Genomic DNA, 26,759 nt, shown 5'->3' with positions numbered 1-26,759 from the left:
CTGTGAGGACGGCGAGGTGTGTGGTGTGGGCCTGGACCCAGGTGGAGACAGCGGCGGAGAAGCGGGCCAGGCCGCCCGCACTGCTGGCGGTACCGGTGCCACCTGCAGCGGCCCATGCGTAAAGAATCAACCACAGCGCGCGGTCCTTGCCACATGGGCACGCGGCGCGCGAGTGAACGGCGCTCACGGATGCCCGGTTTCCCCGGGTGCGGGTGATGTGCGTGCGGGATAAGCTTTTGACAACAAGGTCAGGTTCTCTGGGCGGTTTTACAGACGCCGATCGCCCTATTCGCGATGTTCAGTTCTTTCTGTTGAGACCCGACGAGCGCGGTGTACCCCCCACGCATTTTCCAAGGGTGGGCAACGGCCGAATCCCTTCTCTCGAAGCCTGTCCCGCGCTTTGCGTGCCGGAGTGGCACCGGCTTCAGGGTCCGCAGCTTGCAGTCCCTGTGGAGGTCGGGATGAGAATTCTCGTGGACCTTTCCCGATGTGAGGGTTATGCGCAGTGCGCGTTCCTGGCTCCGGACGCATTCCGGATGCACGGCGAGGAAGCACTGATGTACGACCCGAATCCCGACGACGCCCGGCGCGACCAGGTGCTGCGCGCCGCGGCGGCCTGCCCGGTCCAAGCGATTCTGGTCGACCAACTGGAGAGACGGGACGTACTACCGGAGACGTCGACGTCATGACCAGCGCTGACAACCTGCGTGCGTTCAAGCGCGATGGCCGCATCGTGGTCGTCGGGGCGTCACTGGCGGGACTGCGGGCCGCGGAGGCACTGCGCGACGAGGGTTTCACCGGATCCTTGACCATGATCGGTGACGAGTTGGGCGAGCCCTACGACCGGCCTCCCCTGTCCAAGCAGGTACTGACCGGGTGGGTGCCCGCCGACGGCACCAAGCTGCCGCGGCGTCGTGACGTCGATGCGGAGTGGCTGCTGGGCGTGCCCGCCAGCGGGCTCGACCTGGCGACCGACCACGTGCGGCTCGCCGACGGACGCGAGGTTCCCTTCGACCGGGTGCTGATCGCCACCGGCGTGCGGGCCCGGCCTTGGTTCGTCGAGAGCGAGGCGGCCCTGGACGGAGTGTTCGTCGTACGTACGCGCGAGCACGCCGAGGGCCTGCAGCGAGCCCTTGCCGCCGGGCCCTCCCGCGTACTGATCATCGGAGCGGGATTCACCGGCTCCGAGATCGCCTCCGTCTGCCGAGAGCGGGACATCCCCGTGACCGTCGCCGAGCTCGCGCCGGCTCCGCTGGTCGGGGCGCTCGGTGCCATGGTCGGTGAGATCGCGGCGGACATGCAGCGGGCTCACGGCGTCGACCTGCGCTGCGGTGTCAAGGTCACCCGGCTGGAGGGCGACGCGCAGGGGCACTTCCGCCGTGCTCACTTCGACGACGGCACCACGATCGACGCCGATGTGGCGGTGGTGGCACTCGGGGGCATCCGCAACACCGAGTGGCTGCGGGACTCGGGCCTGGCAGCGGGTGTCTGGGGAATCGCCTGCGACACGGGGTGCCGCGCCCTCGACCTCAACGGCCTGATCACCGACGACGTCTTCGTCGCCGGAGACGTGGCACGCTGCCCGAACCCGATCTACGAGTACCGGCTCATCTCGCTGGAGCACTGGGCCAACGCCGTGGAGCAGGCCGAGGTCGCGGCGCACAACATGGTCAGTGGACAGGCGGACCGCTGGCCGCACCTGTCCATCCCGCTGTTCTGGTCGATCCAGTTCGGCGTCAACATCAAGTCCGTCGGCGTGCCGACCTTCGCCGACGAGGTGGTCGTCGTCCAGGGATCGGTGGCCGATCGTCGCTTCGTCGCCGCATACGGCTACCGGGGCCGCGTCACCGCGGCCGTGAGCTTCAACAACGCCAAGTGGCTGGACCACTACCGGCAGCTGATCGACACGGCCGCCCCCTTCCCGCCGCCCTGCCCCACGCCCGACCGGCCCGTCGACATGAAGCCGGTGCCCGTCGACTTCCCCGGCCCCATCCTGCTCGCCCAGGGCGCCACCGTGGTCGTCACCGGCCACGACCCGAGTGAGCGGCGCGTGACGTCCGTGCAGCGGCACCGATAGGAGGGAGAGCGAGATGACCACGACCAACACGCTGCTCCGGATCCTCGACTACTCCACCCGGGCCGACCCGTACCCGCTGTACGCCGAGCTGCGCGAGACGCCGGTGGCACTGCAGGAGGACGGCAGCTACGTCATCAGCACCTACCGCGAGCTCACGGACATCCTGCACAACCCGCACCTGAGCTCCGACATCCGCAATCTGTCGCATACGGTGGCGGGATTCGAGAGATCCGCCACGCCGTCGTTCATCAACCTCGACCCGCCCGAGCACGACCGCCTGCGGCGCATGGCAATGCGCCACTTCGGCCCGCCGCACACCCCGGGGCTGGTGGTCGGCCTGGAACCCGACCTGACCGCCACCGTCGGCAGTCTCATCGACGACTTCGCGGGCAAAGAGCGGATCGACATCGTCGACGACTTCGCCTACCCCTTCCCCGTCACCGTGATCTGCCACCTGCTCGGCGTGCCACGCGAGGACGAACCGGGGTTCCACCAGTGGGTGAACGCCATCATCGACTCGATCGACTACAACCCCAAGACCGACCCGAAGGAGAAGCTGACGAACGGCCAGCAGGCCACCACGGACTTGCGCGAGTACCTCGGCGGGCTGGTGGAGCAACGCCACGGCCGACCGGGTGACGACCTGCTGTCACGGCTGGCCAACGATGACGGGCCGGACGGGCGGATGACCGACGACGAAATCGTCGCCACCGCCAACCTTCTGCTGATCGCCGGCCACGAGACCACGGTCAACCTCATCACCAACGGCATGCTGACCCTGCTGCGCCACCCCCAGGTGCTGCAGCGACTGCGCGACGAACCGGGCCTCGTCGTCCCGCTGGTCGAAGAACTGCTGCGCTACGAGCCTCCCGTGCAGATCATTCCGTGGCGGGCGTCCTACAGCGACATCACCGTCGCGGACACGGTCATCCCCAAGGGCTCGCGGATCATGCTCATGCTGGCCTCGGGCAGCCGCGATCCGAACCGCTTCCAGGATCCCGACCGCTTCGACCCCGATCGGCGAGACAACAAGCACCTCGGCTTCGGCAGCGGCATCCACCTGTGCTTCGGCGCCCCACTGGCCCGGCGGGAAACCCAGATCGCGCTGAACGAGCTGGTACGCCGCCTCGACCGACCCCGGCTGGTCGCCGACCCACCGCCGTACCGGCGCAGCCCCGTTCTTCGCGGCCCGATCCATCTGCACATCGAGCAGGGCGACGGCTGACGCGACAGCCGAGCGAGGAGGCCAAGCCTCGCTCATGGGTGTGTCAATTTAACGGCCCTGTCTCACATTCGGTGGTAACGAACGGTGACGATCGTTACATGCAGTGATTCGCCCAGCTCAGGCTGCCATACGACACCTGGGTTCTGGGACCGCCACCAAGTAGGGCGGGAGTTCCGGGTGGACGTCCGCACGGCTCAATCAGGCACTCTGTCCATGACTCTCCGTTACCACCGAATCTGCGACAGAGCCGTTTCCTCTGAGTGATCTTCCGAATCGCTTCCATCACGGCGGGACTCGGCCCGGCGAGATCCCGGAGGAAGTCCTTCACGATGGGACTCGGCCCGGCGGCGCGGCGGTGCGCGGCGATCCTGTCCAGTAGCGCCCAGAAGCGAGGCAACGTGCCGTTCGGCCATCCCGTGGAAGGCTGCGTCGAACCCTCCCTAGTTTGCTCGGTCGGCTTCCTGGCGGCGCGGGCTTTCGCCAGCCTGCGCGACAAGGTGGTCGATCAGGTCGCGTCCGGTGGCATGGTTTTGAGGCCGTATTTACGGGCGTGGGCTGTACCCGTCCGGCGAGCTCATCCAGATTGCTCAGGTCACGGCGTTCGGCTTCGGCAATGACGCCGCCGATGTGACCGCCGTCGGCTTTGGCCTGGAGCAGGTCGACAACCGTGCGGCTGGTGGTGGTGACGGGCAGACCGTCAACCACCGTGGTCTCCGTGGTCCCCACAGGGGCAGTGCGCAGGCGTACGGAGGTCTCGGTCGTCGTCCGGCGGCGCGGGACAGTGATCTCCACGTCGGGGGCGGGGATGTCTCCCAGTTCGCAGAGCTGGCACCGCCGAGGCCACTCGGCCCCTTGCCGACGGCGGCTGGCCGCAGAAGACCTCTTCGCACACCCCTGCCGCGCTCTTGTAGGGCCTCGCCTTCGAGCTCGCCCACGGCGAAAGCGTCCGGCAGCTCCGAGACCTCGATCCGCCGCTGTTCACGCCGCTCGCTGCCCGCCCTCCCCCGCAGACCTGAGGTCGAGACCGCGTTCACCCATGCAGCGTTTCCCGGAGCCCTGGCTGTCCCCAGGAAGTGCTGACGTGCGCCGGCACACCGTCGCGCTGGTCCGGCTTGCGGGCTTCGGAGGACCCCGTGTCATGGGCACGGATCGCTTGGGCCCCTTCTCACCCCAGCAGCGCACCACTTGTTGCGGCGTCTCGCACCGCCGGGTGTGGTGGGGTTATGCAACCAGAGTCTCTTGCTTCGGGCGGAGATGCGTCACCGCCCGACCGGCCGCCGCTGGAGCGGTCGCACTGGGCGGCCTTCGCCGGGGTCCTCCTGATCCTGAGCGGACTGTTCGACATCATCAATGGCTTCGTCGCCTTGCTGGACAACGGCTACTACACCACGACCGCCGATCACGGCAACCGGCTGCTCATCTTCAACTATGACGCCTGGGGCTGGGTGTGGATCCTTGTCGGTATCGCGCAGATCCTGGCCGGCCTGGGCGTATTCATGGGGTCGAGATTCGCGCGGATCACCGGCATCGTGCTGGCCGGCGCCTGCCTGGTCGGCCAGCTGATCTTCCTCTCCACCTTCCCTCTCTGGTCCCTGGCGACCATGGCCCTGTCCGTGCTCGTCATCTACGGGCTGCTCGCTGTGCCTCGCCACGTTCCCGGCGAGCGGGTCTGACCCTGCCCGGTCACGTCCCGGAGCCGGGTGCGCGGAGGCGCACCGGTAACCCCCGGCCCAGCTCTGACGGGCGTCCGGCGGGTTACGGAACGCGGGTGCTTCCCCTGGAACTCGCGGTTGTCGGGAGCGGCGGGCACACCGAGGCCCCGTTCCCACCCCAGCCGGGTCCACAGGCGAGGCCCGAATACGGACCCAGGAGCGTGAAGGTCCTGTCGGCGGCCGGCGGCCTATTCCGGCGGACTCTCGGCACCCCGCCCGCCCGGGGCGAGCAGGACGACCGTGTCCCCCGGCCGGGGCACCGGCCCGCTGCCTTCCGTGACCGGCTCAAGGCGCCCGTCCGGCCGTACCAGGAACAGCAGATCGCAGCCGGGCGGCAGCGCATCGCCGGCAGGCTGCGAAAGGACGGCCGCCCCGTCCTCGTACCTGCGGGAGAAAGCCGCCCAGGTCAGATCCGCGCCGAACAGGCCCTCGCCGCCGAGGAACGGCGCCACCACGCCATGGCTCTCGGGCGGTGCGTTGAGGCGGCCGACCGTACCCTCCACACTGCCGCGCAGAAGCACCACCGCCAGGGCGTTGAAGTCGTCCTCGGCGGTGAGGAGGTACACCGCCGTGATGCCCTCCAGTCCGGCGGCACCACCGGTGGCGGCGGCCAGCAGCTCACCGGGCGCAAGGTCGATTCCGGCCTGTCGGATGCGTTCGCGCGCCGCCGCGCGGCATCGTCGCGGCCGCCACCCGGCGGGTGTGCCCCTTCAGCCTCGCGAGGTCCAGCCCGAGGCCCGCGTCGTAGAGGATCACGGCGACGGCCAGCGACACCAGCGGTGAGAACGCCGCCCCCAGCAGCCGCTCGGGGTTGACGTCGTCGATCAGCGCGCCGGCGGCGAAGCCGACCGGCAGCAGGACGATGAGGGCGGGGATACGCAGGCGGCTCGCCAGGATCTGCGATCCGACGGCGAGGACCAGGATCAGGCTCACGCCGGTGAGCACCTGGTTCGTCGTCACGGGTGGCCCTTTCGCTGCGTGATGGTGGGACGAGTCGGTGCTCTTGCCGGCCGGATGCGCGATGGGCCGGATGAGACCTCGGCGGAGTGCCGCGTCGCGACTACGGCTACCGGGCCTCAGGGCCGCACCGGTGCGGCGAAGCCCGCGGAGGTCCACATCGCGACGTCTTCCCCGGCCCGACGAGAATCAGGTCGAGGACCACGAGGGCGCCGTCACTCCCCCCACGGCGTGATCCCCCAGCGGACGGCGTGCCGCTCGCCGGGGTCGAGGCTGACGAGTCCGGTGCCGCTGCGGAAGGCGTCCGGCGGGCAGGTCATCGGTTCGATGGCGATCGCGCGGCGGCGTTCCTCCGGCGGAAGGGTGTCGCCGGTGTAAAGCTGTACGTAGTCGACGCCCTCACCGAGCCACACATCCGTGCCGAACGCACCCGACGGGTGTGCCAGGCGCACCACGGCCCGCCCGTCCGCGTCGCGGTCACCGAAGGGGGTGTCCAGTTGGAGGGTTCCGACAGCCTGTGGCGTACGCAAGTGGTACGCCGTCCCGGCCACCGGCTCGGCGGCCACCGGCAGGCCGCGCTCGTCGGTGCGCAGCCACGTCCGTGCGGGGACGGTCAGCACCGCCTGGTCGACGACCGCGGTGCCCGCGGTGATGTAGGGATGCTGGCCGAAGCCGTAGGGTGCGGCGCTCACGTCGAGATTGCGGGCGGTGACGGCGACGTCGAGCCCGCCCTCGCCCAGGGTGTACTCGGCGCGGACGTGGAGGTGGAACGGGTAACCCGGCTGCGGCCACAGCGGAACCTCCAGGACGGCCCGGCTGTCGTTCGCCTCCACGACCCGCCATGCGACCCATCGGAGCAGCCCGTGGATGGCGTTGCCGCCGGCCGGCTCGGTGAGCGGCAGTTGCAGGTCCTCTCCGTTCCAGCGGTACCGGCCGTCTCGGATCCGGTTGGGCCACGGCACGAGGATCTGGCCGCGCCCGCCGGTGATCCGGTCCTGTTCGGCGAATCCGTCCACCACTGTGCGTTCACCGACCGCGTACGACCGGAGCGCCGCGCCCAGCTCGACGATGACGGCACGCTGCGTGCCATGACGGAGGATCAGTTGCCGTCCGGTACGGCTCTCCTGCACGCGTGGCCTCCTCGGTCCGCCCGGCCGACGTCCTCGCACGTGGGCGTGGCCGTAGTGGTGGCCTGCGATCCCCGGCCTCCTCGTCGGGAGCGTGCGGCCCCGCACAGGCCTGGTCAAGCGTGACACGTTCCTGTGTGCGGAATCGCCCGGCACGTTCGCCCACTGGAGCCACAGCCGGCGGCGGGCGCGGCGGTGCACGGGCGCTTGCGGTGTTCCCGGACGGGGCGGTGGGGCCATCTGGCGCCTGAGTGCCCGGTGCGTCGGCCGATGCGCCGCCAGACAGCCCGTTGGAATCTGAGCGTCAGCACGCCCACCACGATCAGCAGCACGATGTTGAGCAGGAGTTGGGCCAGGGATCCGCGGGCCTCACTCCAGTTGGAGAACGCGCAGGAGACTCCGATGTCGGCAGCGCCCGGGATGGTGGTGACCGAGATGAAAACGCCGAGCAGCGCGCTCGTCCTGGCCTGGGTCAGCGACACGATGCCGACGATGCCCGCCAGCACCGCGACGACGACGGAGAAGACATTGGGGGCGTCGATCAGTGAGGACACCGGTCTGATGCCCAGGTCGAATGCCTCGGGTTGCAGGCCGAGGCCCCGGATCGCCCACGAGAACAGGAAGGTCACCACGACGGCCAGCAGGAATCCCGAGGTCAGGGCGGACAGTCCCTGCCGGATTCTGGTGCCGTTGCCGCGGTCGATGCCGAGCGCGATGCTGGTGATGGCTCCGTACTCCGGTCCGACGACCATCGCCGCGACGATCAGGATCTGGGAGTTGGTGAGGATTCCCACCGCCGCGATGACGCCCGCGATGACGCCCGCGATGACCAGATAGACGTAGAAGCTCGGCGAGTAGGTGCCTTCGGCGCGAATGTGCGCCTCGACCTCCTCCCAGACGGGCACGTGGGCGAGCGCCCCGAGTTGCTGCTGCTCCGCCTCGGCCGCGATACCGGAGAAGGCCATCTCGACCGGCTCGATGACGATGGATCCGCGGCGGTCGAGTTCCAGCTCTCGCAGGCCGCGCAGCACGGTATTGGCCGCACCCGTGAGGATGTCGCACTCGATCGCGTCGCCGTCGGGGTTGTGCGCCAGTTCGGGAAGCACGACCATGTTGAAGACATAGCGGCCGTCGGTCAGCAGCCCGACCGCCCGGGGAGTGAGATCCGGGGGACTCACCAGCCGGACGTGGATCATCTCCATGCACAACCTCCGGCCCTCGACGGCGGACCCGACCAGGCGCCGCGGTGCCGGAACACCGGGCCCGGAACCATCCGTGACCGGTCGATCCCCGTCAGTAACGCCCGGATGCAAGGCGGTCGGCAAGCCGAGAAGGGTCGCTTCAGCCGGGACCTCGGCCAGGCGGCCGAAGCGAGCGGGACCGCACATTCCGGACTTGCGGCCGGTCGCCATTGCGCCGCAAGGGTGGCGGTCCACGGACCGTCGCCGCCGGGTCCGTGGGAGGTCGGCCACCGATCGCTCTGCCGTGGCAAGGGCCACCCGAGTGGCGGATAGTGGGCCAGAGGGCTCTTTCCGAGACTTCGGAGCAGCCAATGGACCGCTACCCTCCCATCGCCGAGCACGGCCTGGTGGGTGACCTGCAGACCGCCGCGCTCGTCTCGTCGCAGGGAGTCGTCGACTGGTTCGCCGCTCCCCGGTTCGACTCGCCGAGCATCTTCGCCGCCCTGCTCGACCATGACCGCGGCGGGTACATGCGGCTCGCCCCCGAGCACCCCGACCTGGCGTGCAAGCAGCTCTACTACCCCGACACGGCCATTCTGGTGACCCGGTTCCTGTCGCCCGACGGCGTGGGGGAGGTGGTCGACTTCATGCCTCCGGACCAGACCCGCGTCGCCACCGACCGTCACACTCTGGTCCGCGTGGTGCGTTGCGTGCGGGGAACCGTCGACTTCACGCTCGAGTGCCGGCCGCGCTTCGACTACGGCCGGGCCGAGCACCGGCTGGACCTCGTCGAGAACAGCGGCCTGTTCCGGGCCCCGGGGATGGACGCGCACCTGCAAGCCTCCTTCCCGCTGGAGCGGGACGGCCAGGACGCAGGCGGCAGGGTGACGCTGAGCACCGGCGAGTACGGCGGCGCCGTGTTCACCGTCTGCGCCTCCGGCGGCGAGGCACCCGCACCCCTGAGAGTCGACGGGCTCACCGCGCAGGTCGAGAACACCGGCCTCTTCTGGCAGACCTGGCTGCACCAGTCCCGCTACCGGGGCCGCTGGCCCGAGCTGGTGCACCGCTCGGTCATCACCCTCAAGCTCCTCACCTACGCCCCCACCGGCGCCCTGATCGCGGCGGCCACCATGGGCCTGCCCGAGCAGGTCGGCGGAGAGCGCAACTGGGACTACCGCTTCACCTGGGTACGCGACAGCGCGCTGTCCGTACGCGCCATGCTGGACCTCGGCTTCGTCGATGAGGCCACCGCCTTCATCCACTGGCTGGTCGACAGGCTGCTGGAGCGCGAGGGCACGGAAGACGAGCCGCTCCAGACGATGTACCGGGTCGACGGCAACCCCGACCTGCCCGAGGAGACACTCGCACACTTCGAGGGCTACCGCGGCTCCTCCCCTGTCCGCATCGGCAACGGCGCCGCCGACCAGCTCCAGCTCGACATCTACGGCGAGGCCCTCTACGCGCTGTCCCAGGGCCGCGAGATCGCACAGCAGACCACCTACCGGGGATGGAAGGCGCTGACCAGGACGCTGGACTGGTTCGCCGAGGCCTGGGACCGGCCGGACGAGGGCATCTGGGAGACCCGCGGCGGCCGCCAGGACTTCACCTACAGCCGGGTGATGTCCTGGGTCGCCTTCGACCATGGGCTGAGCCTGGTCGAGCACTTCCGCAGGCCCGCCGACCTGGACAAGTGGCGCAACGCCAGGGACTCCATCCTCAAGCAGGTCATGGAGCGGGGCTGGAGCGAGAAGGAGGGCGCGTTCGTCCAGCACTACGGCGGCGACGTCCTGGACGCCTCCCTGCTGCTCATGCCCAGGGTCGAATTCATCGCCCCGAAGGACCCGGCCTGGCTCTCCACGCTCGACGCGATGGACCGCAGGCTCGTCTCCGACAGCCTCGTCTACCGCTACGACCCTGCCGCGTCGCCGGACGGGCTGCGCGGCTCGGAGGGCACCTTCAGTCTGTGCACCTTCCTCTACGTCGACGCGCTGGCCCGGGCGGGGCGGCTGCTCCAGGCCCGCTACACCTTCGAGAAGATGCAGACCTACGCCAACCACGTCGGGCTCTTCGCCGAGGAGATCGGTCCCAGCGGGGAGCAACTGGGCAACTTCCCCCAGGCGTTCACCCACCTGTCGCTCATCATGGCTGCCACCACCCTCGACGAGGCGCTCGACGCGGAGAACGGGCGCTGACCCATGGTCACGCGTGCCCGCCCGGCAGGAACGCCACGGCTGACCGCGGCCGAGTTCGACGTGCTGTACCGGCGCCTGCGCTCGCGCGCCGCCTGGGCCGCGGGTGACCGGGGTGCGCTGGACGCGCTCACTCCCGCCCGGGTGCGGACCGCCACCCGCGAGGTGCGGACCGGCCGGACGGTCACGCTGGCCGCGCCGGTGGAAACGCTGCCCGGCCCGGACAATCCGGAGCCTGCGAAGCACCGGATGAGCGGGCAGCCGGAGGAAGACACCTCCGGTGGGCTCCACTTCGCGATGGACAGCTTCGCGATGAACGTACACGGCGACGCCGACAGCCACATCGACGCCCTGTGCCACGTGATCTACGACGGCACGCTGCACGGCGGCGTGGCCGCGAACAGCGTCACGGCGGGCGGCGCCACGGCGCTCTCCATCGAGGCGGCCCGCGACGGGATCGTCGGACGCGGCGTACTGCTGGACATCCCGAGGCTGCGCGGCGTGCCATGGCTCGAACCGGGTGATCACGTGACCGCCGACGACCTCAGCTCTGCTGAGACCGCCCAGCACGTCCGCGTGGGCGAGGGCGACCTCCTGTTCGTCAGGGTCGGCCACCGCCGACGCCGTGACGAGGGTTGGCGGCCGACCTCCGTGGTGATCCAGCCGCACTCCACGGTGACCAGGCACGCGGCTCCCGCGACCGCGGCGCAGCGGAAGAACCAGCGGCTGCGCGGGAGATCCCGGTGTCGCAGCCAGGACCAGGCGTACCAGAGCGCGAGCAGGATCAGCAGGCTGCCGATGGTGACCATGATGTCGAAGGCCCAGTGGGCGATGGTGGCCTGGACGGCGGTGGGACGGTCGGAGGCCGGCACCGTGGTCAGCCCGGTCACCTGAGTGCTGGGCTTGAATCCGGCGAGGATCGAGTCCAGCTGGGGGATCCTGAGTCCGCCGGAGATCGTTCCGTCACTGTTCAGCCGGCCGAACATGTACTCGGGCACGTGAGTGTCCGTCTTCCAGACCATCTCCATGGCGGCGAACTTGATCGGTTGCTTGTGGAAGACGGCCCGGGCGGCGGAGTCGCCGAGCATGAACTGGACCGGTGTGAGGATCGCGGCAACGGTGAACGGCAGCGTGAAGCCGAGCCGGTGGTAGCGGTCCCGGCGACCGCGCAGCCAGCCGACCGCGTATACGCCCGCGACCACATAGCCGGCGGTCATGAACATCGCGACCACGAAGTGCCAGTACTCCGGGCCGAACATCGGTGTGAAGATCGCCTGCCGTACGTTGACGTCGACGGGGTTGCCCTGCGCGTCGAGGCGGAAACCCTGCGGGGTGTTCATCCAGGAGTTGGCCGCGATGATGCCGAACGCCCCATCAGGGCGGCCGGCGGCAGCGGCACGGCCAGCCAGAAGTGCGTCCAGGGCTTGAGCCGACGCCAGCCGTAGAGGTAGATCGCGATCAGGACGGCCTCCAGGAAGAACGCCCAGGCCTCGATGCCGAACCCGAGGCCGAAGACATCGCCCCAGCGGCCCATCATGCCGGGCCACAGCAGGCCGAGCTCGAAGGACAGCACGGTGCCGGTGACAACGCCGATGGCGAACTGAACGGCCATCACCGCCGACCAGCGCCGCGCGAGCTCAAAGGCGACGGCGTCGTTGCGGCGCAACGCCCGGTGGTGCATCAGCAGCGTGATGAACGGCAGCGCCACGCCGAACGGGACCAGCAGGATGTGCATGCCCAGGGTGAAGGCCATCAGTTCGCGGGCCGACAGGAGTTGGGGCGGCGGGTCCGCCAGAAGGGCCGCTGTGGTGAACATGCGCGCCTCGGAGGTCTGCCCCGCGTGAGTCGGCGGAGCGAGGAGGGACGGGTGTGGAGGGGGCGGCCGAGGCCCGTTGTCAGGGATGCGGCGGGGGCGCCTTCGGCTCGGGCGGCCCTGCGGCCGGAGCGCCGGTGTCGGGCGTGGTGAAGGCGCGCTCGCGTCGCGAGCTGGTGGCGAAGGAGATCGACCAGCTGAGCACCGCGCCCAGTCTGCTGCGGAAACCGGTGAGGAAGGCCAGGTGGATGAAGAGCCAGGCGAGCCAGCCGGTGAAGCCCGACAGATGCAGCGGCCCGGCCTTGACGACGGCCCGGCCACGGGCGATGTAGGCGGCGCTGCCGAGGTCCAGGTACGTGAAGGGCTTCGGCTGCTTCCTCCTGCCCTCCACGGCGTGGCGCACGAGCCGGCCGGCGTAGGCGCCCGACTGCATGGCGACCTCTGCCAGGCCCGGCAGCCGGTTCAGGCTCATCACGTCGCCCGTGACGCGGATCTCCGGGTGGCCGGGGACGGTGAGGTCGGGTTCGACGGCGATGCGTCCGGCACGGTCCTGTTGGGCGCCGGTTGCCCGGGCCAGCGCGGTGGCGATCGGCGGGGCCTCGACGCCCGCCGTCCACAGCACGGTGCGTGCGTCGAACCGGGTCGTTTTGCCGTCGTGGTCTCGTACCGTCAGGCCCTGCGCGTCGATATCGGTGACCATCGTGCCCAGGTGGAGCTCCACGCCGAGGTGCTGCAGGGTCCGGGCCGCACGCTGGGCCAGCCGGGGGCCGAACGCGCCCAGCACCTCGTCGGACCCTTCGAAGAGCAGCACCCGGGCCCGGGCGGAGTCGATCGTGTGGAACTCCCGGTCGAGCGTGTGGCCGGCGATCTCCCGGATCTGTCCTGCGAGTTCGACGCCGGTCGGCCCGCCGCCGACCAGCGCGAAGGTGAGCCACTGCTGCCGCTCCCTGTCGTCCGCGGCCGTTTCGGCCATCTCGAACGCCCGGTAGATCCGTCGGCGGATGTCCAGCGCGTCGTTGAGAGTCTTCATACCCGGGGCGTGCGCGGCGAACTCGTCTTGCCCGAAGTAGGACTGGCGCATGCCGACGGCGACGATCAGATCGTCGTAGGGCACTGCGACAGCCCCGCCGTCGGGCCGTCGGGCGTGGACCAGCCTGGCTTCGACATCCACGTCGGTGGCCTCGGCGAGCAGGCAGCTCACGTTGTGGTGGCGCCGCAGGACCGCGCGGAGCGGCTGGGCGATCTGGCCCTCGGACAGGATCCCGGAGGCACATTGGTAGAGCAGTGGCTGGAAGAGGTGGTGGGCACGACGGTCGACCACGGTCACGGCGACCGGCGACCGGCGCAGGGCGCGGGCGGCGAACAGCCCGGCGAACCCCCCGCCAAGGATCACCACCCGGCGGGGCGTGACGTGATCCTGCATCGGAGGTCAGCCTCCGGTGGCGAAGCCGGGGAAGAGCGTCATTCCGCCGTCGACGAAGAGCGTGGTGCCGACGACGTAGTCGAGCAGGTCGGACGCCATGGCGACGACGGCGTTGGCGATGTCGTCCGGATCGCCCACGCGGCGGTACGGGATCAGCCGCAGCAGTTCGGCCTCGGCCTCGGGGGTGGACCAGGCATCGCGGTTGATCGGTGTACGGATGGCGCCCGGGGCGACCGCGTTGACCCTGATCCGCTGGGGGGCCAGCTCCTGGGCAAGGGTCTGCATCAGCATGCCCACACCACCCTTGGAGGACGCGTAGTTCACGTGCCCCGACCACGGGACGATCTGGTGAACCGAGCTCATACAGATGATCTTCCCGGCAGACCGGGACACCTCCTCCACCACGCCGCGCCGCACGAACTCCTTGGCGGCCTCCCGAGCACAGAGGAACTGGCCGGTCAGGTTGACGTCGAGCACCTTCTGCCACTGAGCGCGCGTCATCTCCGTCACCGGCGCGTCCCGCTGGAGGCCAGCGTTGGCCACCATGATGTCGATGGTGCCGAACTCCTGGACCATCCGCGCGACCATCGCGACCACCTGGTCCTCGTCGGACACGTCGGCCTCGTGGGCGTAGGCGCGGACCCCGAAGCCCTCGATCTGCGCCACGACCTTCTCGGCCTCGTCCGCACCGACGACGTAGTTCACCACGACGTCCGCTCCCGCCCGGCCCAGGGCAACGGCGGTCGCCAGGCCGATGCCCGAGTTGGCACCGGTCACCAGCGCCTTCTGGCCCCTGAGAAGCTGCGCGGAGATCGCCCCGCGGTTCTCGTTGACGCTTTCAGCCACCACGATCTCTCCTTCGGCGTTTCGGACAGAACGCACGCCGAGAACGGGCGACGCGCATGAGGAAGGCCGGGGCGGCCGCCGGAACAGACACAGGAGCCGCCACATGCCCGGCCCCCAGACCAAACAAAGCACCCGGCGCCGGGAGAGGGCCAGACCGGCGCGCCCCGCGGCCTTACTTCGGCCGGGCAGATCACGCGGTCGGGCTACGAGCTGCCTCCGAACCTTGCCCGGGCACCGGCGTTTCTGCCGTTCATCCGGCTGCGCTTCTCCGGATACCCGGTGAGCGAGGGGAACCTGGCGTGCCGGTATGGACGCGATGCGGGTGGCGAGAACCCGGGCAGGTCAGCGATTTCCGCGGCTGAGCACTCGATATGAGCACGGCCACGCGGCTCGCAGCTCCCGGCCGGCATCGGCCCTATGGTGCGTGCACGATGAAGAAGGTCGTGGTCGCGCCAGGGCCTGTGTGATGTGGTGATCAGATACTGGTTCCATGGCCTTCGGAGGGCGGAATCCGGCACGACAATTGACCGTGAGGTGCAGGCAACTCACCTACGAGCAAAGGTAGTTCATCGAGCCCTGCCTGCCGATCGGCGGGTTCGTCCGTACCCGGAGCGGTTGCTGGAGCAGTTCGAAGGGGGTGATCCGGCGGTTCCGCTCCAGCGCCCGGTGGCGGGAGATGCCTGCCGGGTTCGGCCCCTGAGCCACCGTCTGCGGGCGCTTTAGTACTGTCCGGCGGCACCGTTCACGGTCATCCGTCCACGAGGTGGGCAGAGACAAACGGCGGTCTATCAGCGTCCGCAGTTCTCCGTCCGCTCGGCCGTTCCGGAGTACTGCCCCCCCGGCCGACCGAACCCCCTTCGTCGGGAAGCCGGTGTCATCCACGATCAACGGCGCCCGGAGAGCATCGAGGCGCTGTGCGAGCGGATGTGTTTCGGTGAGTCCCTGTCCGCGGATCATACGACCAGCGGCCGAGGGCGATGTGTCGGTCCATGGGAATCATGATCCTCTCCGCCCCGGACCACCGGTCGAGAGCAGGCAGGCGGACCGGGAATCGTGAGCTCATCGAACCCGGGCGCCCTCTGGTCTCAACCGCAGCCCGCGCGGGATGATTCAGCCATTGTGTACCCAGGGTGCCGCGCTCTGTGCCGCACCGGAAGGCCTTCCGTCTGCGGGGTAGTCGTCAGGGCGGTGGGGTGTTCCGGTGGTGGTCCGATAGAGGGCAGAGGCGGACGACGGCAAGCGGGCTCGGTGGTGAGGGGGTGCACGCGGGCCGGCTTCCGGGGACACGCCGCATCAGCGTCAATCGGTATCCGGGATGAGGACCACCTTGCCTGTCGTCGCCCGTGTTTCAAGCGCGGCGTGTGCCGCGGCGGCCTGCGAGAGGAGGAAGGACTGAACCGAGGGCACCATGATCCCTTCGGCGGCCGCGGTCAGGGCGCGGGCCTCGTCGGTGGGCGCGTCCTGACCCTCCAGCAGCAGTGCCAGGGCGTCGGTGAAGCTCACCTTCCGGTCCTTCAGCTCCTCCTCGTCGGGCCGGAACTCCTCGCGCGACGACGCCCCGATGCTGACGTACCGCCCGCCTTCTGCCAGCAGCCCGAAGGCGGCCCGTCCCTTCTCGCCCTCGACTCCGTCCACCACGGCGGTGACGCGCCGCCCGCCCAGGGCGGTGCGGACGGTGTCCGGCCAGTCGGGGCGGTTGTAGTCGACGGCCAGGTCGGCGCCCAGCTCCCGCACCGCCGCGGTCTTCGCCGGTCCGCCGGCCGCGCCGACGACCGTGGCCCCGAGATGGCGGGCGAACTGCAGGACCAGGCCTCCGACGCCTCCGGCGGCCGACGTGACCAGGACCACGTCGTCGCGGGTGAGGGCGACGATGTCAAGGAGGCCCACGGCGGTGGCGCCGGTGACGACCATGGCGACGGCGGCCCCGTGGTCCAGGCCGGCGGGAATGCGGTGCAGTGACGAGACATCGGCGACGGTCCGCTCGGCGTAGCCCCCCGGTGTGCTGTGTGCGGTGACCACCTCGACGCCCACCCAGGCCACGTCCACGTCCGGCCCGACCGACTCCACGACGCCGGCCACTTCTCCCCCGAAGACCGCCGGGAGTTCGGGCAGCGGCGGGCCGATCGCCAGTCCTTGCCGCATCGCCGTCTCGATCTGGTGAACGCCCGCCGCCTTTACCTCGATACGGACCTGGCCATTGCCCGGCACGGGATCGGGCACGGTCTCGAAGCGGAGGTTCTCAGGGGGACCGAACCGGTGGAGCACGACAGCGCGCATGGCCATTCCTTCCAGTACATCTGCAGAAGAACATCATCATCCGACCTCAACCGCGGTTGAGGTCAAAACAGCGCAGCAATGGACCGGCCGTAGTACCGCCAATGACGGCACCACCGACCGTTCAGAACGCAGGCATGGAGGCCGCCGGGGTCTGGGGCAGCAGGATCATCCACGATGCGGTCCAGGCCAATCGGAGTGTGCGCGTCCCCTTGATTTGTGCCGTAGGCGAGGGGAAGCGCCAGCCGGGCTGGCGGGACCTGCTGGGTTGGGCGCGCTCGCACGGCACACTCACCGCGGTGGGCGTGGAGGTACGGGCGCCTTCGGCGCAGAGCTGGCCAGGGCGCTGACCGCGGCCGGCGTCACGGTTGTCGATGTCGACCGGTCGGACCGCAAGACGCGGCGGATGAAGGGCAAGTCCGAGGCGATCGACCCCTACGCCGCCACGACAGCGGTTTGCCTCGGGGCGGGCCACACCTACGCTCTGCCCGGCGCTGACCGGCTCACCCTCGCGGTCGGCGACGCCGTGCGGGTGCGGGTCAACGACTACCGCAGCGGGCCGGACCTGCTGAACGGGTACCGGGCCGTCGTCAGCGAGATCGCGCCGGACGGGCGGATCGAGATCACCTGGCGCAACCGTACGCGCCGCCCGGACGAAGCGGCGTTCCTGTCCGCGTGGCTGACGCCGGACCAGGTCGCCTCCGGTGCCCTGTCGCTGGGGTACGCGATGACGATCGCCGCCTCCCAGAGCATGACCTGCGACACCAGCCTGCTGTACGGGCACGGCGCCAACGCCTTCGCGACGTACCCCGGCCTCACCCGTGGCAAGTAGCAGAACCACCTGTGGCTCCCGCTCGCCGTCATCGAGGACGAGACCACCCAGGCCCGGCTCGGTGCTCGCCCTCGTTCAGCGCGGCCGGACGCCCGAGCGTCTTGCCGGAGGCTTCGGCGGCGGCGACGCCCTCCTTGGAGTTCTCCGAGATCATGTCGCGCTGGAACTCCAGCACGGTGCCCTGCGCCATCATGCGGCACGCCCGTGAGGCCACCTGGCAACTGTCAGGTAGCGCGCCTCCTCGGATCGTCTCCGTGCTGACCAGCTCGAACTCGGTGGTGTATTTGATCAGGACGTCACGGATCTGCGGGGTGTAGTCGTCGCCCGCGGGGACCTGAACCTTGACGACCTGCCGCTGTACGTTGAGCGCGAACCAGTTGAACTTGGACATCACCAGGATGACGGCGCAGATCACGACGGCCCCGACCGCGGCCAGAGTGTAGAAGCGGGCGCCGCACGCCATACCGATGGCCATGACCAGGAAGATGAAGCCGACGTCCCGGGTTTCCTTGACCGCGTTGCGGAACCGGACCACGGACAGGGCGCCAACCAGCGAGAACGCGCGCGCCAGGTTCGAGCCGACCACCAGCATGATCAGGGCGACGATCATGCCGACGATGACCAGAGTCTGCACGTAGGACTGGCTGTAGGAGATGTTGCGGTGCGTGTACCGGTAAACGTAGCCGATCAGCGTGGACAGGACGAACGACAGCGCCATCGCCGCCACGACATCGGCAACGCTGAACGTGCCGCTGAGTTCCTGTAGATCGAGATCGAAGTTCACTGGGCTCCTACCTTCGGCGGCGTATCGTGCTGTGCCGGCTTCTCGTGAGTGGGGGCCGGAGGCGGGTAGTCCGCCTCGTTGACGTGGAAGACCGAGCGGGGGGCCAGCCCGAACGCCTCGATGGACTGCACGTACTTCGAGATCCGTACGAGGTTGAGGTTGCGGCGCGCGGTCAGGTCGGTGATCCAGTGCGGGGTGCGCTCGTTGACCTTGATCTCCATGACCGACAGGTGCGGCGGGATCGTGAACCGGTTGTCAGGCGTACGGGTGCCGAAGTGGAAGTCCCGGTCCCGGCCCCGGACCCGCCGGTCGAGGGTGACCCGCAGCCCGGTGTCGGCGTCCCGTCCGACCAGGGCCTCGCGCTGGTAGCCGGTGATCGCGGTGGGCCGCAGATTCAGCCGCACCACCAGTTCGAGGACCTCCTGGACAAAAGCGCTCTCCTTCGGCGAGTGGTCCACCATCTCCCGCTCGTCGCACCACCGTCGCGCGACCCCGTAGGGCAGGGTGATGCGGCGCTTCTGGGTGACCCGGTTGACACGCTGTTTGATCTCCACGCAGACTGGCGAGTCCTCCGTTGTGCCGTGGGGGTCGCCGTACTGGCGGATGCGCAGTTTCCGGCGGAACTTCAGTCCCTCGATCTTCTCCCAGTAGAACCGCAGCTGGGGGGTGTCGTAGTACAGGCTCCACACGCCGTACCCGCCTACCGGGCTGTGCAGGTCCCGGTCCATCCGCTCGGCCAGTTCGTCCCGGATCTCGGCCGCCTGCTCGACGGGGACCAGGTACTTCAGCTCGAACCGGTTGAACGCGTGCAACCGGCTGGCCACATGCAACGGATCCTCACTCACCCCTGCCTCACCGGCGGGGGCCCGGACGGTTTCCCCTCGGCCTTCACCGACCGCGGCTGACCTCGCTGGGAACACCATGTGCCTCCATTGCTCGTGCTTTCCGGACCAACCGGTCTCGCACAGGCAACCAACGACGCATGAAGAGCCCATGAAAATCACGGGTCGATTCCAGGAGTCTTCGATGCCGCGAACGGGTTGAGAGGAGCTACTGAGCTTTCCGTCGAGTTGTCGGGGTGGCTGACAGTCCGGTCTCGGCGAGGCATCCGTCGATGAGGTGTGGCCGGCGTTGGATGCGGCGCATGCCGCTTCGGACGGCTCTGACGAGGCGGTCTCGGTCGGCGAATAGCATGTTGGCGGTGGCAGAGCGCCGGAGTAACGACCAGATACCTTCGACCGGGTTGAGTTCGGGCGCGTAGGAGGGCAGCTGGACGATGGTGAGCCAGTCGTGATCAGCTGCGTACCGCCGTAGCCGACTGCAGCGATGAACGTTGAGATTGCCCCAGACGACCACGATGGGGCCGCCGAGCTGCAGGTGACCCCGGACAAGAAGGTCTCGGTAGTCCTGCCGGGTGAACCCTTGGTGTGCGCCCCGGTGATGGCCCTGGATACGGGGACGGTTGATCAGCCTGCTGCGTTCGCCGGACGTGAAGCAGGCCAGGGCGGCCATCGAGATGCGGCCTCGGGAGGCACCGTTGAACCGCACGACAGGTGTGCCGCCTCTTGGTGCACAGGTGCGTGCGCGGTGCGACGTCATCGAGACGACGGCTTGGTCCTCAACGATGAGCCATGCCCCGAGCGCCGCCGCGGTGGCTTTGCCCGCGGCCAGGTCTCCTTCACCCAGCCGGCCACCGCAGCGTCGTCCCGCTCGACCGCCCGCCGCGCAGGCTGCTGACAGGACCAGCCGTGCCGCCGGAGCAACTCCCCCACACCGTGCATCGACAGCGACACACCCAGTCGGACTGCGACCGGCAGCCGCACACGCCCGAGCGTCCACCGCTGATCCGCCCAGGCGTGAGCCATCGCGCCTTCCAGCAGCGGTGGCTCGAGTACGGCGAAGTCATGGTCGTCGGCCTTGGGCCGCTTGGCCGGGCCTGAAGGGCGCAGTGGCTGTCGTCCTCCCTTGCGCCAGGGCCGCCGCCACCGCTCCACCGACCGGGCGCTGACCCGCAATCCTTTTTTGCGATCACCGTGTTCTTCTCGCCCCGGGCATAGCCATCGGCGGCCGGTATGCGTACGCGCTCCCGCGCAGCCTGGCCCCGCGGAGTGAGACCACCTCCCTGCGAACATCTCATGACCACGGCGTACCGCAGGGATCCAACGGTGTCACCCCAGACAACTCAGCGGAAAGCTCAGTAGCTCCGCTTGTCGGCACCCACCTTGGATCAGATGCCCTTTCGTGGACCACAGAGGGGTGTTCTCTCCTTGTCGATGATCGCTGTGAGGTCGATCTGGTCATAGTTGCTGAGGATGACTCCGCACCAGTTCAGATCACGGTAGATGGTCCAGTTGGTCGATTCGCCTGCCGCTCCGCCGCCGTGCGTGAGGAGCTGGTGGTTGTTGACTATGGGGGCAGTCGCGCCGTAGGCCATGAAGCTCCGGACACCGGGAACCGCGGCACCGCGTGGGCGCATGGGCAGCTTCGCGTTCATGAAGAGTTCGGTGTAGGCGGGATTGAGTAGTTGGCCGCCTTGTAGCGCCTGCGCGAACCTGACCAGGTCCGAGCCGGTGGAAAAGGCGTTGCCGCCGCCGGTGCCGATGAACATGCGCGCCGCGCCTTCTCCGGCGCGGACCGCGTCGATCCGCTGTCCGGACGGGTTGAGCGTGTAGGGGTGCGCGATGCGCTCGTCCGTCAGCCACTGCGGTCTGGTGTAGAAGTCGCTGCGTGTCATACCGGCAGGGGCGAAGATGTGTTGGCGTACGTATTCGTAGAACGACTGCCCGGAGACTGCGGCCACGATCGCGCCGAGTGTGTCGTAGCCGTTGTTGCTGTACCGGTTGCTCGTGCCGGGTGCGAACTCCAGCGGTTGCTTCTGGATGATCTTCACGAGCTCGGTGGTGACCTCGTCGGCTCCGGTCCATGTGCCGACCTTTTCGAGGAACTCGCTGTTGTTGAGGAGGTCGCCCATGCCGGAGGTGTGGGTGAGCAAGTGATGGACGGTGACGGTGTCGGCAATCGCGGCCGGGAAGCCGGGTAGATAGGCACCCAGCGTCCCGTAGCAGTCGATCTTTCCTTGTTGTGCGAGTTGGAGGACGGCCAAGGCGGTGAACGGCTTGGAGGCGGAGGCGAGCGCGAAGATGGTGTCCGTCCGGTTCGGTACGGACCGCTCTTTGTCGGCCATCCCGTAGGCCCTGGACAGCACGGGTCTTCCGCGGTGGCTCAGCAGCACGGTTCCGGAGAATCGGTCCTGCGCGGCCAGCTGTGCGACGAACCGGTCGTACGCGCCGCCGGGAATCAGGTCCTCGGGTATCCGTCCGGCCGGGACCCGGTCGGCGGTGTCGGCCAGGGCGCTGCCGGTGACCGCGAGAACGCCGACAGGGGCGGCAACGCTCAGCGACCGAAGGACAGTTCGCCGAGTCGTCGCAGGTTGGTCTCGATTCATGACGCTGATACAACAGGGCGATGTGTTTCCCGGCGGTTTCCGCGATTGCCGACAGGCACCGGGTGAGAAGCACCCACCCTTGTCGTGGCCGTGGTCGCCCGGCACTGCCTCCGGGCGGCGCCGGGGGCGGTCCCCTACTGGCCACGCATGGCCGGTACGGCCTGAAGGAGTGGAATCAGCCGGGGTGACATCGGTGCGGTCGGCGCCGGTCAAGGTTGCGGCGAGCGGCCCGGTGGTCCCCTCGAAGATGATCTCGTCAGGGGTTCCAAGAGAAGTTGACCTGGCAGTCCAGTACGGTTTTGTGATCTGTCCAGCAGGTTTGTCGTCGGTAGTGGCGGTGTCGGGCTGTTGCCTGGTGGTGTCTGCGCCAGTGGGACCAGTGCAGCGTCCTGGCTGCTGACTGGGCCGGTGGGCCGAAGACGAGGGCGAGTGGACGGCGGATCTCCGGGACGGTCAACGGGATCGGATCGAGGCTGCGGGCGGGATGGCAGGGATCGTTGGGCCGGTTGGTGGTCTGGCCGGCGGCGACGGCGGCCGGGAAGGCCGGGGCGGGCATGGCGAGCGTGTTGTGCCGGTGCCATGAGGTCCAGTTGCGGACCTGGCAGTGGTCGAATTCTGACCTGGCCTTCGGCGGCCTGGAAGCACTCCTCGACGCTCCAGCGGACACCGGCGACGCGGACCAGTTCCGGAAGAGTCACCGCAGTGGGTGACCGGCAGAGGTAGCAGGCCGGTTCTCCGGTGGTGCGGTTGCGGCGGACCAGCAGGTGGCGTGGTCCGTCGGTGCCGATCTGAACCCGGGCCCCGTCGTAGTGGCGCAGGCCTTTCGCATCGGGGCCTGCGCTCTGCCGCTGCCGGGTGGTGGCGGGCAGGCGTTCTGCGACGGTGTCCGCGCGGACGGGGGTGCGGCCGTGGTTGATGCGCACCCGGGCGGAGCGGGCGACGGCCATCACGTAGCCGGTGCCGCGTGCCTCCAGGGCGGTCCGCAGGTGCGGGTCCTGCCCGTAGGCTTCGTCGCCGGTCACCCACGGTGCCTCCACCCCGGCGTCCAGCGCGGCGGCGATCATCTCCCGGGCCAGGCGGGGCTTGGCCGCGAACTGCGCCGTCTCGGGTATCCCGGCCGTGTGTCTGCGTCCGGGATCGGAGCACCAGGAGTGCTCAGGCAGGCAGAGCCAGCGGTCGATCAGCGCCCGTCCCCGGCTGGTAGCCAAGGCGAGGAACACGCCGGCCTGGGAGTTCTCGATACGTCCCGCGGTGCCGGTGTGCTGCCGTTGCACGCCCGCCGAAGCGTGGCCCTTCTTCAGGAAGCCGGTCTCGTCCACGATGAGCACCGCGCTGTCGGTGCCGAGGTGGTCGGCGGCGTAGGCGCGCAGGTCGTCGCGGACGGCATCGGCGTCCCAGCGTGCGTAGCGCAGCAGGCGCTGCATCGGCCCGGGCCGGACGTGACCGGCCTGCTCGGCCAGCTTCGGCAGTTCTTCTGCTCGGCCCTCGACAGCAGCCCGAGCAGACAGGCACGGGCGGTCGCCCGCGGCTCAACCCGGCCGAACCGGCCCGCGATCCGGGCCGAGGAACGGCCCACGAAGCCACGATGGCGCCTGGGGCGCCAAGGGCGTGCGTCTCTCGACCACTGTCACGCGAATGGGTGTCGGTGCTGAACAGCGGGTCTCACGTCGACTGCACAAGTGCAGTCAGAGTGCAACCGGCCCTGAGACTGTGCAACGAATTTTGAGCCCCTACACGGTTAGGGTCTCGCCGCTCGTGACATGTCGATCTTGCGTGACCTGGGCGTTGTTGGCTGTCTCACGGCCTTGTCACCCATGATCAGTCTCAAATCCGTGGCATTTCCTCGCGAGGGCGAGGTCGAGATCAGGCGGCTTGCCCGTGTCGGCCGAGTACACCACGCTGAGCCCCGAGCACGAGGACTACCGGCGAGCCCAGATCGCGCACCGATGAGTTTCCCGCGCCGCGCTGGTCTATACGCCGGACACCCACGAACGGAAGGCTGAGCCATGCGGAAACTGATCTACGGCATGAACCTGAGTCTGGACGGCTACATCGCCGCGGCCGGCGACGACATCGGCTGGAGCGGACCGCCGAACCACGAGCTGTTCCAGTGGTGGCTCGACTACGAGCAGGCGAGTGGCCTGTCGCTGTACGGGCGCAAGCTATGGGAGACGATGAGCTCCTACTGGCCGACCGGCGACCAGCAGCCCAACGCCACCCCGGCGGAGATCGAGTTCGCGCGGAACTGGCGGGACACGCCGAAGGTGGTGTTCTCCTCGACGATCGACAAGGTCGACTGGAACACCCGCCTGGTCACCGGCGACGCGATCGCCGAGATCACCCGGCTCAAGGCCGAGGACGGCGGCGCAATGAACATCGGCGGCGCAACGCTCGCCGGGGCGGCCATGCGCGCCGGGCTGATCGACGAGTACGCGATCGCCGCCCATCCGGTCCTGGTGGGCAGCGGCACGCCGTTCTTCACCGCGCTGGACAGCTGGGTGAACCTGAACCTGGTGGAGACGCGGACGTTTCCCGGCGGCGTGGTCCTGACCAGGTACGAGACGAGGCGCTGAGCAGCAGCACCCACGCGCTGGTCTCACGGTGATGTCGTATACGACATCGGTACGACACGGCCGTGAGATGACGACATCAGCCGCGAGACCCTACAACGGCGCCGGGGGCGTGTTCTCCGGAGGTGAGTGATGCCCCGTCCCATCTGGTCCGGCGCCATCAGCTTCGGCCTGGTCACATCCCGATCAAGGTGGTGTCCGCGGCCGAGGGCCGGTTCATCAATTTCCGCGTGATCCACACCGAGGAAGGGGGCCGGACCCGCTACCGCAAGATCTGCGAGCCGACGGCCGGCAGCTGCGGGATGACGAGATCGGCAAGGGGTACGAGGTGTCCAGGGACCAGCTGGTGGAGGTCGCGGACTCCGACCTGGCGGCGCTGCCGCTGCCGACGGCAAGGCGATCGAGGTCGTCGCCTTCGTCCCCGCCGAGACGATCGACCCGATCCGGATCGCGGCCGGCTACTGCCTCACCGCGGATGGCCAGGTCGCCGCCAAGCCCTACATCCTGCTGTGGAAGGCCCTGGAGCGCAGTGAGAAGGCCGCCATCGCCAAGTTCGCGTGGCACGGGCGGGCGCTGCTGGGGATGCTGCAGGCCCTGGAGGACGCGATCGTCCTCCACGCGATGCGCTGGCCGGACGAGATCCGCCCCTCCGAGACACTGGCATCGGAGCAGGTGGACCTCGACGAGGACGGGATCGACCGGGCACTCGCACTGATGGACACGCTGGCCGAGGACGACGCCACCGGCTACACCGACCGCTACCGGGAGGCCCTGGAGGAGGTCATCGCGGCCAAGGCTGAGGGCCGGGACCTGCCGGAGGCCGGTCGCGAACCGGGCGGTCGGGCAACGGTGGTGGACCTGATGGCCGCGCTGGAGAGCAGCGTGCAGGCAGCCAAGGAAGCCCGCAGCCAGGGCGGGGAGCCGGGGACGGTGCAGGACATGCCGAAGAAGCGGGCCAAGAAGGCCGCCGCGAAGAAGACGTCGGGGCGGAAGCCGAGGTCGGCTTGAGCGGGGGCGCACGGATTGTTCATGCGTCCCCGCCGTGTTCACCGGTCAGCGGTCTTGCTGTGGTGCGTGGTGTCGGCGGTCAGCAGTTGCGGACCTTGCCCACCGGTCCCCAGTCGCCGGAGAAGTCCCAGCTGTGCGCCGGTTGAGTAATGAAGATGATGTGGCTGGAGCTGTTGTACATGATCGCCTCGGTGCCGTCGGTCTGGTTGTTGTCCCAGGAGCCCCAGCCCCACGCCGCCGGGATGTTGTAGAGGCCGCAGGCGCCCATGGCGATCTCGGAGCCCGTGTAATCCTGGCCGGAGTAAGCACAGAAGAAGTAGAAGTCCGCTCCCCCTGGGTGGCAGTTCGGGCTGGCGGCGGCTTTGCCGCCGCTCAGGTCGCGGGGGTGTTTCTCGCCGGGGATCGCCACCCTCAGCGTGGCCTGGTTGCCCAGGTCGACCGTGTTGGGCGAGGTCTGGGTTCCGCCCAGTTCCGTGAGGTAGCGGTCGACCTCGGCCTGGAGGGCGGTGGCCTCGGCGGAGGTCAGGCCCGCCGCCCTGGCCTGTGCGGTGAAGCCCTGCGGGGCCGCGCTCACCTGAGGTGCCCCCAGGGCGAGCATCATCATCAAGGCGCCCGCCAAAGCGGCCAGGACGCGCTTCATGTTGGTCCGTTCACGTGTGTGCGGTCGCATTATGGTCCGGGTCCGTAATCGTCCGAGCATCTGTCCTCCTGAATGCAAGGGCTGGGTCAGGGCATCAGGATGCGAGCGGTTCCGTACCGGACTCCATGAACATCCGTACACAGCCTTGGGACATGCGTGCACATGCCGACGGCGGTCGGCCGCGCGCGTGATCCGGCGGGACGGCCCCGCGTCGCCCTGGGCATGAGCCATCTCACTGACACCCTCGCCGACCTCATCGACGCCCCCGGGGAGCGGCTCCCGCTGATCACCGCGGGCGAGGCGCGCGATCGCGGTGCTCCTCGGGCTCCTGGCCGAGGCGGGGAGCGATGAGGGGCTCGTCGCGGCCCAACTGCGGGACCGGCTCGCGCGACGCACGCCGACGACCCGACCGGCCTCGGGGAACATCGGTACAGCCGTTGGCGCTGAGAACGATCATGGTCGTTCAGCACACCGACTGGAGGCTCGGCTGGGGTTCGCGGAAACGGGCCGTTGAGGCGGGGAGGTAGACACCATGGGCTTCCAGGAGCGGGCGGACGTCTTTCGCTGCGCGGCTGATGGTCATGGCGGTGGTGTTGAAGAGCTGGCCCAGGAGGTCCATGGTCGCGAGTTTTCTCAGGTGAAGCACGGTGACCAGG

The 26,759-nt window shown here is 69.1% G+C and carries 21 protein-coding genes and 6 pseudogenes; 9 read left to right on the top strand and 18 right to left on the bottom strand.

Annotation, left to right across the window (positions count from 1 at the left end; genetic code table 11):
* Window positions 1–461 precede the first annotated feature (461 nt).
* From ACFYT4_RS26725 to ACFYT4_RS26710, 4 genes are all read left to right on the top strand, one after another.
* Complete coding sequence (locus ACFYT4_RS26725; RefSeq protein ID WP_389274085.1) at window positions 462–689, top strand: ferredoxin; 228 nt, start codon at window positions 462–464, stop codon at window positions 687–689.
* On the top strand, window positions 686–2,077 hold the full coding sequence (locus tag ACFYT4_RS26720) for an NAD(P)/FAD-dependent oxidoreductase (protein ID WP_389274082.1): 1,392 nt from the start codon (window positions 686–688) through the stop codon (window positions 2,075–2,077). The genes ACFYT4_RS26725 and ACFYT4_RS26720 overlap by 4 nt, the downstream gene beginning before the upstream one ends.
* 13 nt (window positions 2,078–2,090) lie before the next feature.
* Entirely contained in the window at window positions 2,091–3,302 is a 1,212-nt protein-coding gene (locus ACFYT4_RS26715) for a cytochrome P450 (protein WP_389274079.1), read from the top strand.
* 1,223 nt (window positions 3,303–4,525) lie between these two features.
* Window positions 4,526–4,975 carry a hypothetical protein gene (locus ACFYT4_RS26710; RefSeq protein WP_389274076.1) on the top strand — a complete coding sequence of 150 codons (450 nt, stop codon included), beginning with the start codon at window positions 4,526–4,528 and terminating at the stop codon, window positions 4,973–4,975.
* A gap of 227 nt (window positions 4,976–5,202) precedes the next feature.
* On the opposite strand, the gene ACFYT4_RS26705 is transcribed toward ACFYT4_RS26710, so the two are convergent.
* The 4 genes from ACFYT4_RS26705 to ACFYT4_RS26690 all read right to left on the bottom strand — a co-directional run bounded on the left by ACFYT4_RS26705 (window position 5,203) and on the right by ACFYT4_RS26690 (window position 8,300).
* The gene (locus tag ACFYT4_RS26705) at window positions 5,203–5,580 is read right to left on the bottom strand and encodes a hypothetical protein (protein WP_389274072.1); all 378 of its coding nucleotides are present in this window, start codon (window positions 5,578–5,580) and stop codon (window positions 5,203–5,205) included.
* 52 nt (window positions 5,581–5,632) lie between these two features.
* Window positions 5,633–5,974, bottom strand: coding sequence for a hypothetical protein (locus tag ACFYT4_RS26700; protein WP_389274069.1), 342 nt, complete (start codon window positions 5,972–5,974; stop codon window positions 5,633–5,635).
* Between the two features lie 212 nt (window positions 5,975–6,186).
* Entirely contained in the window at window positions 6,187–7,101 is a 915-nt protein-coding gene (locus tag ACFYT4_RS26695; protein ID WP_389274067.1) for an aldose 1-epimerase family protein, read from the bottom strand.
* A gap of 113 nt (window positions 7,102–7,214) precedes the next feature.
* Window positions 7,215–8,300 carry a DUF389 domain-containing protein gene (locus ACFYT4_RS26690; protein WP_389274064.1) on the bottom strand — a complete coding sequence of 362 codons (1,086 nt, stop codon included), beginning with the start codon at window positions 8,298–8,300 and terminating at the stop codon, window positions 7,215–7,217.
* Between the two features lie 350 nt (window positions 8,301–8,650).
* On the opposite strand from ACFYT4_RS26690, the gene ACFYT4_RS26685 reads away from it, so the two are divergent.
* Complete coding sequence (locus ACFYT4_RS26685) at window positions 8,651–10,471, top strand: glycoside hydrolase family 15 protein (RefSeq protein ID WP_389274061.1); 1,821 nt, start codon at window positions 8,651–8,653, stop codon at window positions 10,469–10,471.
* A 3-nt stretch (window positions 10,472–10,474) separates the two neighbouring features.
* Window positions 10,475–11,101: pseudogene (locus ACFYT4_RS26680) on the top strand (cyclase family protein); the annotation flags it as partial.
* On the opposite strand, the pseudogene ACFYT4_RS26675 reads toward ACFYT4_RS26680, so the two are convergent.
* The 6 genes and pseudogenes from ACFYT4_RS26675 to ACFYT4_RS26650 all read right to left on the bottom strand — a co-directional run bounded on the left by ACFYT4_RS26675 (window position 10,993) and on the right by ACFYT4_RS26650 (window position 16,827).
* Window positions 10,993–12,203: pseudogene (locus ACFYT4_RS26675) on the bottom strand (cytochrome ubiquinol oxidase subunit I). The pseudogenes ACFYT4_RS26680 and ACFYT4_RS26675 overlap by 109 nt on opposite strands.
* Before the next feature lie 160 nt (window positions 12,204–12,363).
* Window positions 12,364–13,704, bottom strand: a complete 1,341-nt coding sequence (locus ACFYT4_RS26670) for an NAD(P)/FAD-dependent oxidoreductase (RefSeq protein ID WP_389274058.1) — start codon at window positions 13,702–13,704, stop codon at window positions 12,364–12,366.
* Between the two features lie 6 nt (window positions 13,705–13,710).
* Window positions 13,711–14,550, bottom strand: a complete 840-nt coding sequence (locus ACFYT4_RS26665; RefSeq protein ID WP_389274268.1) for an SDR family oxidoreductase — start codon at window positions 14,548–14,550, stop codon at window positions 13,711–13,713.
* 549 nt (window positions 14,551–15,099) lie between these two features.
* Window positions 15,100–15,255, bottom strand: a complete 156-nt coding sequence (locus ACFYT4_RS26660) for a hypothetical protein (protein WP_389274277.1) — start codon at window positions 15,253–15,255, stop codon at window positions 15,100–15,102.
* A gap of 24 nt (window positions 15,256–15,279) precedes the next feature.
* Window positions 15,280–15,444, bottom strand: a pseudogene (locus ACFYT4_RS26655) (IS701 family transposase); the annotation flags it as partial.
* 405 nt (window positions 15,445–15,849) lie between these two features.
* A complete protein-coding gene (locus ACFYT4_RS26650) occupies window positions 15,850–16,827 on the bottom strand; it encodes a zinc-binding dehydrogenase (protein WP_389274055.1) in 978 nt (325 codons plus the stop codon).
* Between the two features lie 265 nt (window positions 16,828–17,092).
* Between ACFYT4_RS26650 and ACFYT4_RS26645 the strand changes: the two genes are divergently transcribed.
* Entirely contained in the window at window positions 17,093–17,656 is a 564-nt protein-coding gene (locus ACFYT4_RS26645) for a hypothetical protein (protein WP_389274052.1), read from the top strand.
* A gap of 229 nt (window positions 17,657–17,885) precedes the next feature.
* On the opposite strand, the pseudogene ACFYT4_RS26640 reads toward ACFYT4_RS26645, so the two are convergent.
* From ACFYT4_RS26640 to ACFYT4_RS26615, 6 genes and pseudogenes are all read right to left on the bottom strand, one after another.
* A pseudogene (locus ACFYT4_RS26640) lies at window positions 17,886–18,440 on the bottom strand (DUF4956 domain-containing protein); the annotation flags it as partial.
* A complete protein-coding gene (locus ACFYT4_RS26635) occupies window positions 18,437–19,264 on the bottom strand; it encodes a polyphosphate polymerase domain-containing protein (RefSeq protein WP_389274049.1) in 828 nt (275 codons plus the stop codon). The gene ACFYT4_RS26635 and the pseudogene ACFYT4_RS26640, both read right to left, overlap by 4 nt.
* A 226-nt stretch (window positions 19,265–19,490) precedes the next feature.
* Entirely contained in the window at window positions 19,491–20,039 is a 549-nt protein-coding gene (locus ACFYT4_RS26630) for a transposase (protein ID WP_389274046.1), read from the bottom strand.
* The gene (locus ACFYT4_RS26625) at window positions 20,036–20,305 is read right to left on the bottom strand and encodes a winged helix-turn-helix domain-containing protein (protein WP_389274043.1); all 270 of its coding nucleotides are present in this window, start codon (window positions 20,303–20,305) and stop codon (window positions 20,036–20,038) included. Before ACFYT4_RS26625 ends, ACFYT4_RS26630 begins: the two co-directional genes overlap by 4 nt.
* A gap of 362 nt (window positions 20,306–20,667) precedes the next feature.
* A complete protein-coding gene (locus tag ACFYT4_RS26620; RefSeq protein WP_389274040.1) occupies window positions 20,668–21,885 on the bottom strand; it encodes a serine hydrolase domain-containing protein in 1,218 nt (405 codons plus the stop codon).
* A gap of 256 nt (window positions 21,886–22,141) precedes the next feature.
* Window positions 22,142–23,461: pseudogene (locus ACFYT4_RS26615) on the bottom strand (IS701 family transposase).
* Window positions 23,462–23,891: 430 nt separating this feature from the next.
* Between ACFYT4_RS26615 and ACFYT4_RS26610 the strand changes: the two are divergent.
* Complete coding sequence (locus ACFYT4_RS26610; RefSeq protein ID WP_389274037.1) at window positions 23,892–24,458, top strand: dihydrofolate reductase family protein; 567 nt, start codon at window positions 23,892–23,894, stop codon at window positions 24,456–24,458.
* Window positions 24,459–24,854: 396 nt separating this feature from the next.
* Window positions 24,855–25,463 (top strand): Ku protein, encoded by a 609-nt coding sequence (locus tag ACFYT4_RS26605; RefSeq protein ID WP_389274265.1) that lies wholly within the window; start codon window positions 24,855–24,857, stop codon window positions 25,461–25,463.
* 79 nt (window positions 25,464–25,542) lie between these two features.
* Here ACFYT4_RS26605 and ACFYT4_RS26600 read toward each other — a convergent pair whose 3' ends face one another.
* Both ACFYT4_RS26600 and ACFYT4_RS26595 read right to left on the bottom strand, forming a co-directional pair.
* Entirely contained in the window at window positions 25,543–26,103 is a 561-nt protein-coding gene (locus ACFYT4_RS26600) for a hypothetical protein (protein ID WP_389274035.1), read from the bottom strand.
* Between the two features lie 463 nt (window positions 26,104–26,566).
* Window positions 26,567–26,759 (bottom strand): annotated as a pseudogene (locus tag ACFYT4_RS26595) (hypothetical protein); the annotation flags it as partial.

Source organism: Streptomyces sp. NPDC004609, from assembly GCF_042873655.1.
GTDB lineage: Bacteria > Actinomycetota > Actinomycetes > Streptomycetales > Streptomycetaceae > Streptomyces.
Note: the sequence above shows the minus strand (reverse complement) of the source record. Positions and strands in the feature narration are given on the sequence as shown.

Coding starts and splice junctions, on each gene's coding strand:
- ACFYT4_RS26670 (WP_389274058.1), bottom strand. CDS start 13,704: ATGCAGGATCACGTCACGCCCCGCCGGGTGGTGATCCTTGGCGGGGGG.
- ACFYT4_RS26685 (WP_389274061.1), top strand. CDS start 8,651: ATGGACCGCTACCCTCCCATCGCCGAGCACGGCCTGGTGGGTGACCTG.
- ACFYT4_RS26610 (WP_389274037.1), top strand. CDS start 23,892: ATGCGGAAACTGATCTACGGCATGAACCTGAGTCTGGACGGCTACATC.
- ACFYT4_RS26710 (WP_389274076.1), top strand. CDS start 4,526: ATGCAACCAGAGTCTCTTGCTTCGGGCGGAGATGCGTCACCGCCCGAC.
- ACFYT4_RS26715 (WP_389274079.1), top strand. CDS start 2,091: ATGACCACGACCAACACGCTGCTCCGGATCCTCGACTACTCCACCCGG.
- ACFYT4_RS26620 (WP_389274040.1), bottom strand. CDS start 21,885: ATGAATCGAGACCAACCTGCGACGACTCGGCGAACTGTCCTTCGGTCG.
- ACFYT4_RS26720 (WP_389274082.1), top strand. CDS start 686: ATGACCAGCGCTGACAACCTGCGTGCGTTCAAGCGCGATGGCCGCATC.
- ACFYT4_RS26630 (WP_389274046.1), bottom strand. CDS start 20,039: ATGACGTCGCACCGCGCACGCACCTGTGCACCAAGAGGCGGCACACCT.
- ACFYT4_RS26625 (WP_389274043.1), bottom strand. CDS start 20,305: ATGGCTCACGCCTGGGCGGATCAGCGGTGGACGCTCGGGCGTGTGCGG.
- ACFYT4_RS26650 (WP_389274055.1), bottom strand. CDS start 16,827: ATGCGCGCTGTCGTGCTCCACCGGTTCGGTCCCCCTGAGAACCTCCGC.
- ACFYT4_RS26690 (WP_389274064.1), bottom strand. CDS start 8,300: ATGGAGATGATCCACGTCCGGCTGGTGAGTCCCCCGGATCTCACTCCC.
- ACFYT4_RS26725 (WP_389274085.1), top strand. CDS start 462: ATGAGAATTCTCGTGGACCTTTCCCGATGTGAGGGTTATGCGCAGTGC.
- ACFYT4_RS26600 (WP_389274035.1), bottom strand. CDS start 26,103: ATGAAGCGCGTCCTGGCCGCTTTGGCGGGCGCCTTGATGATGATGCTC.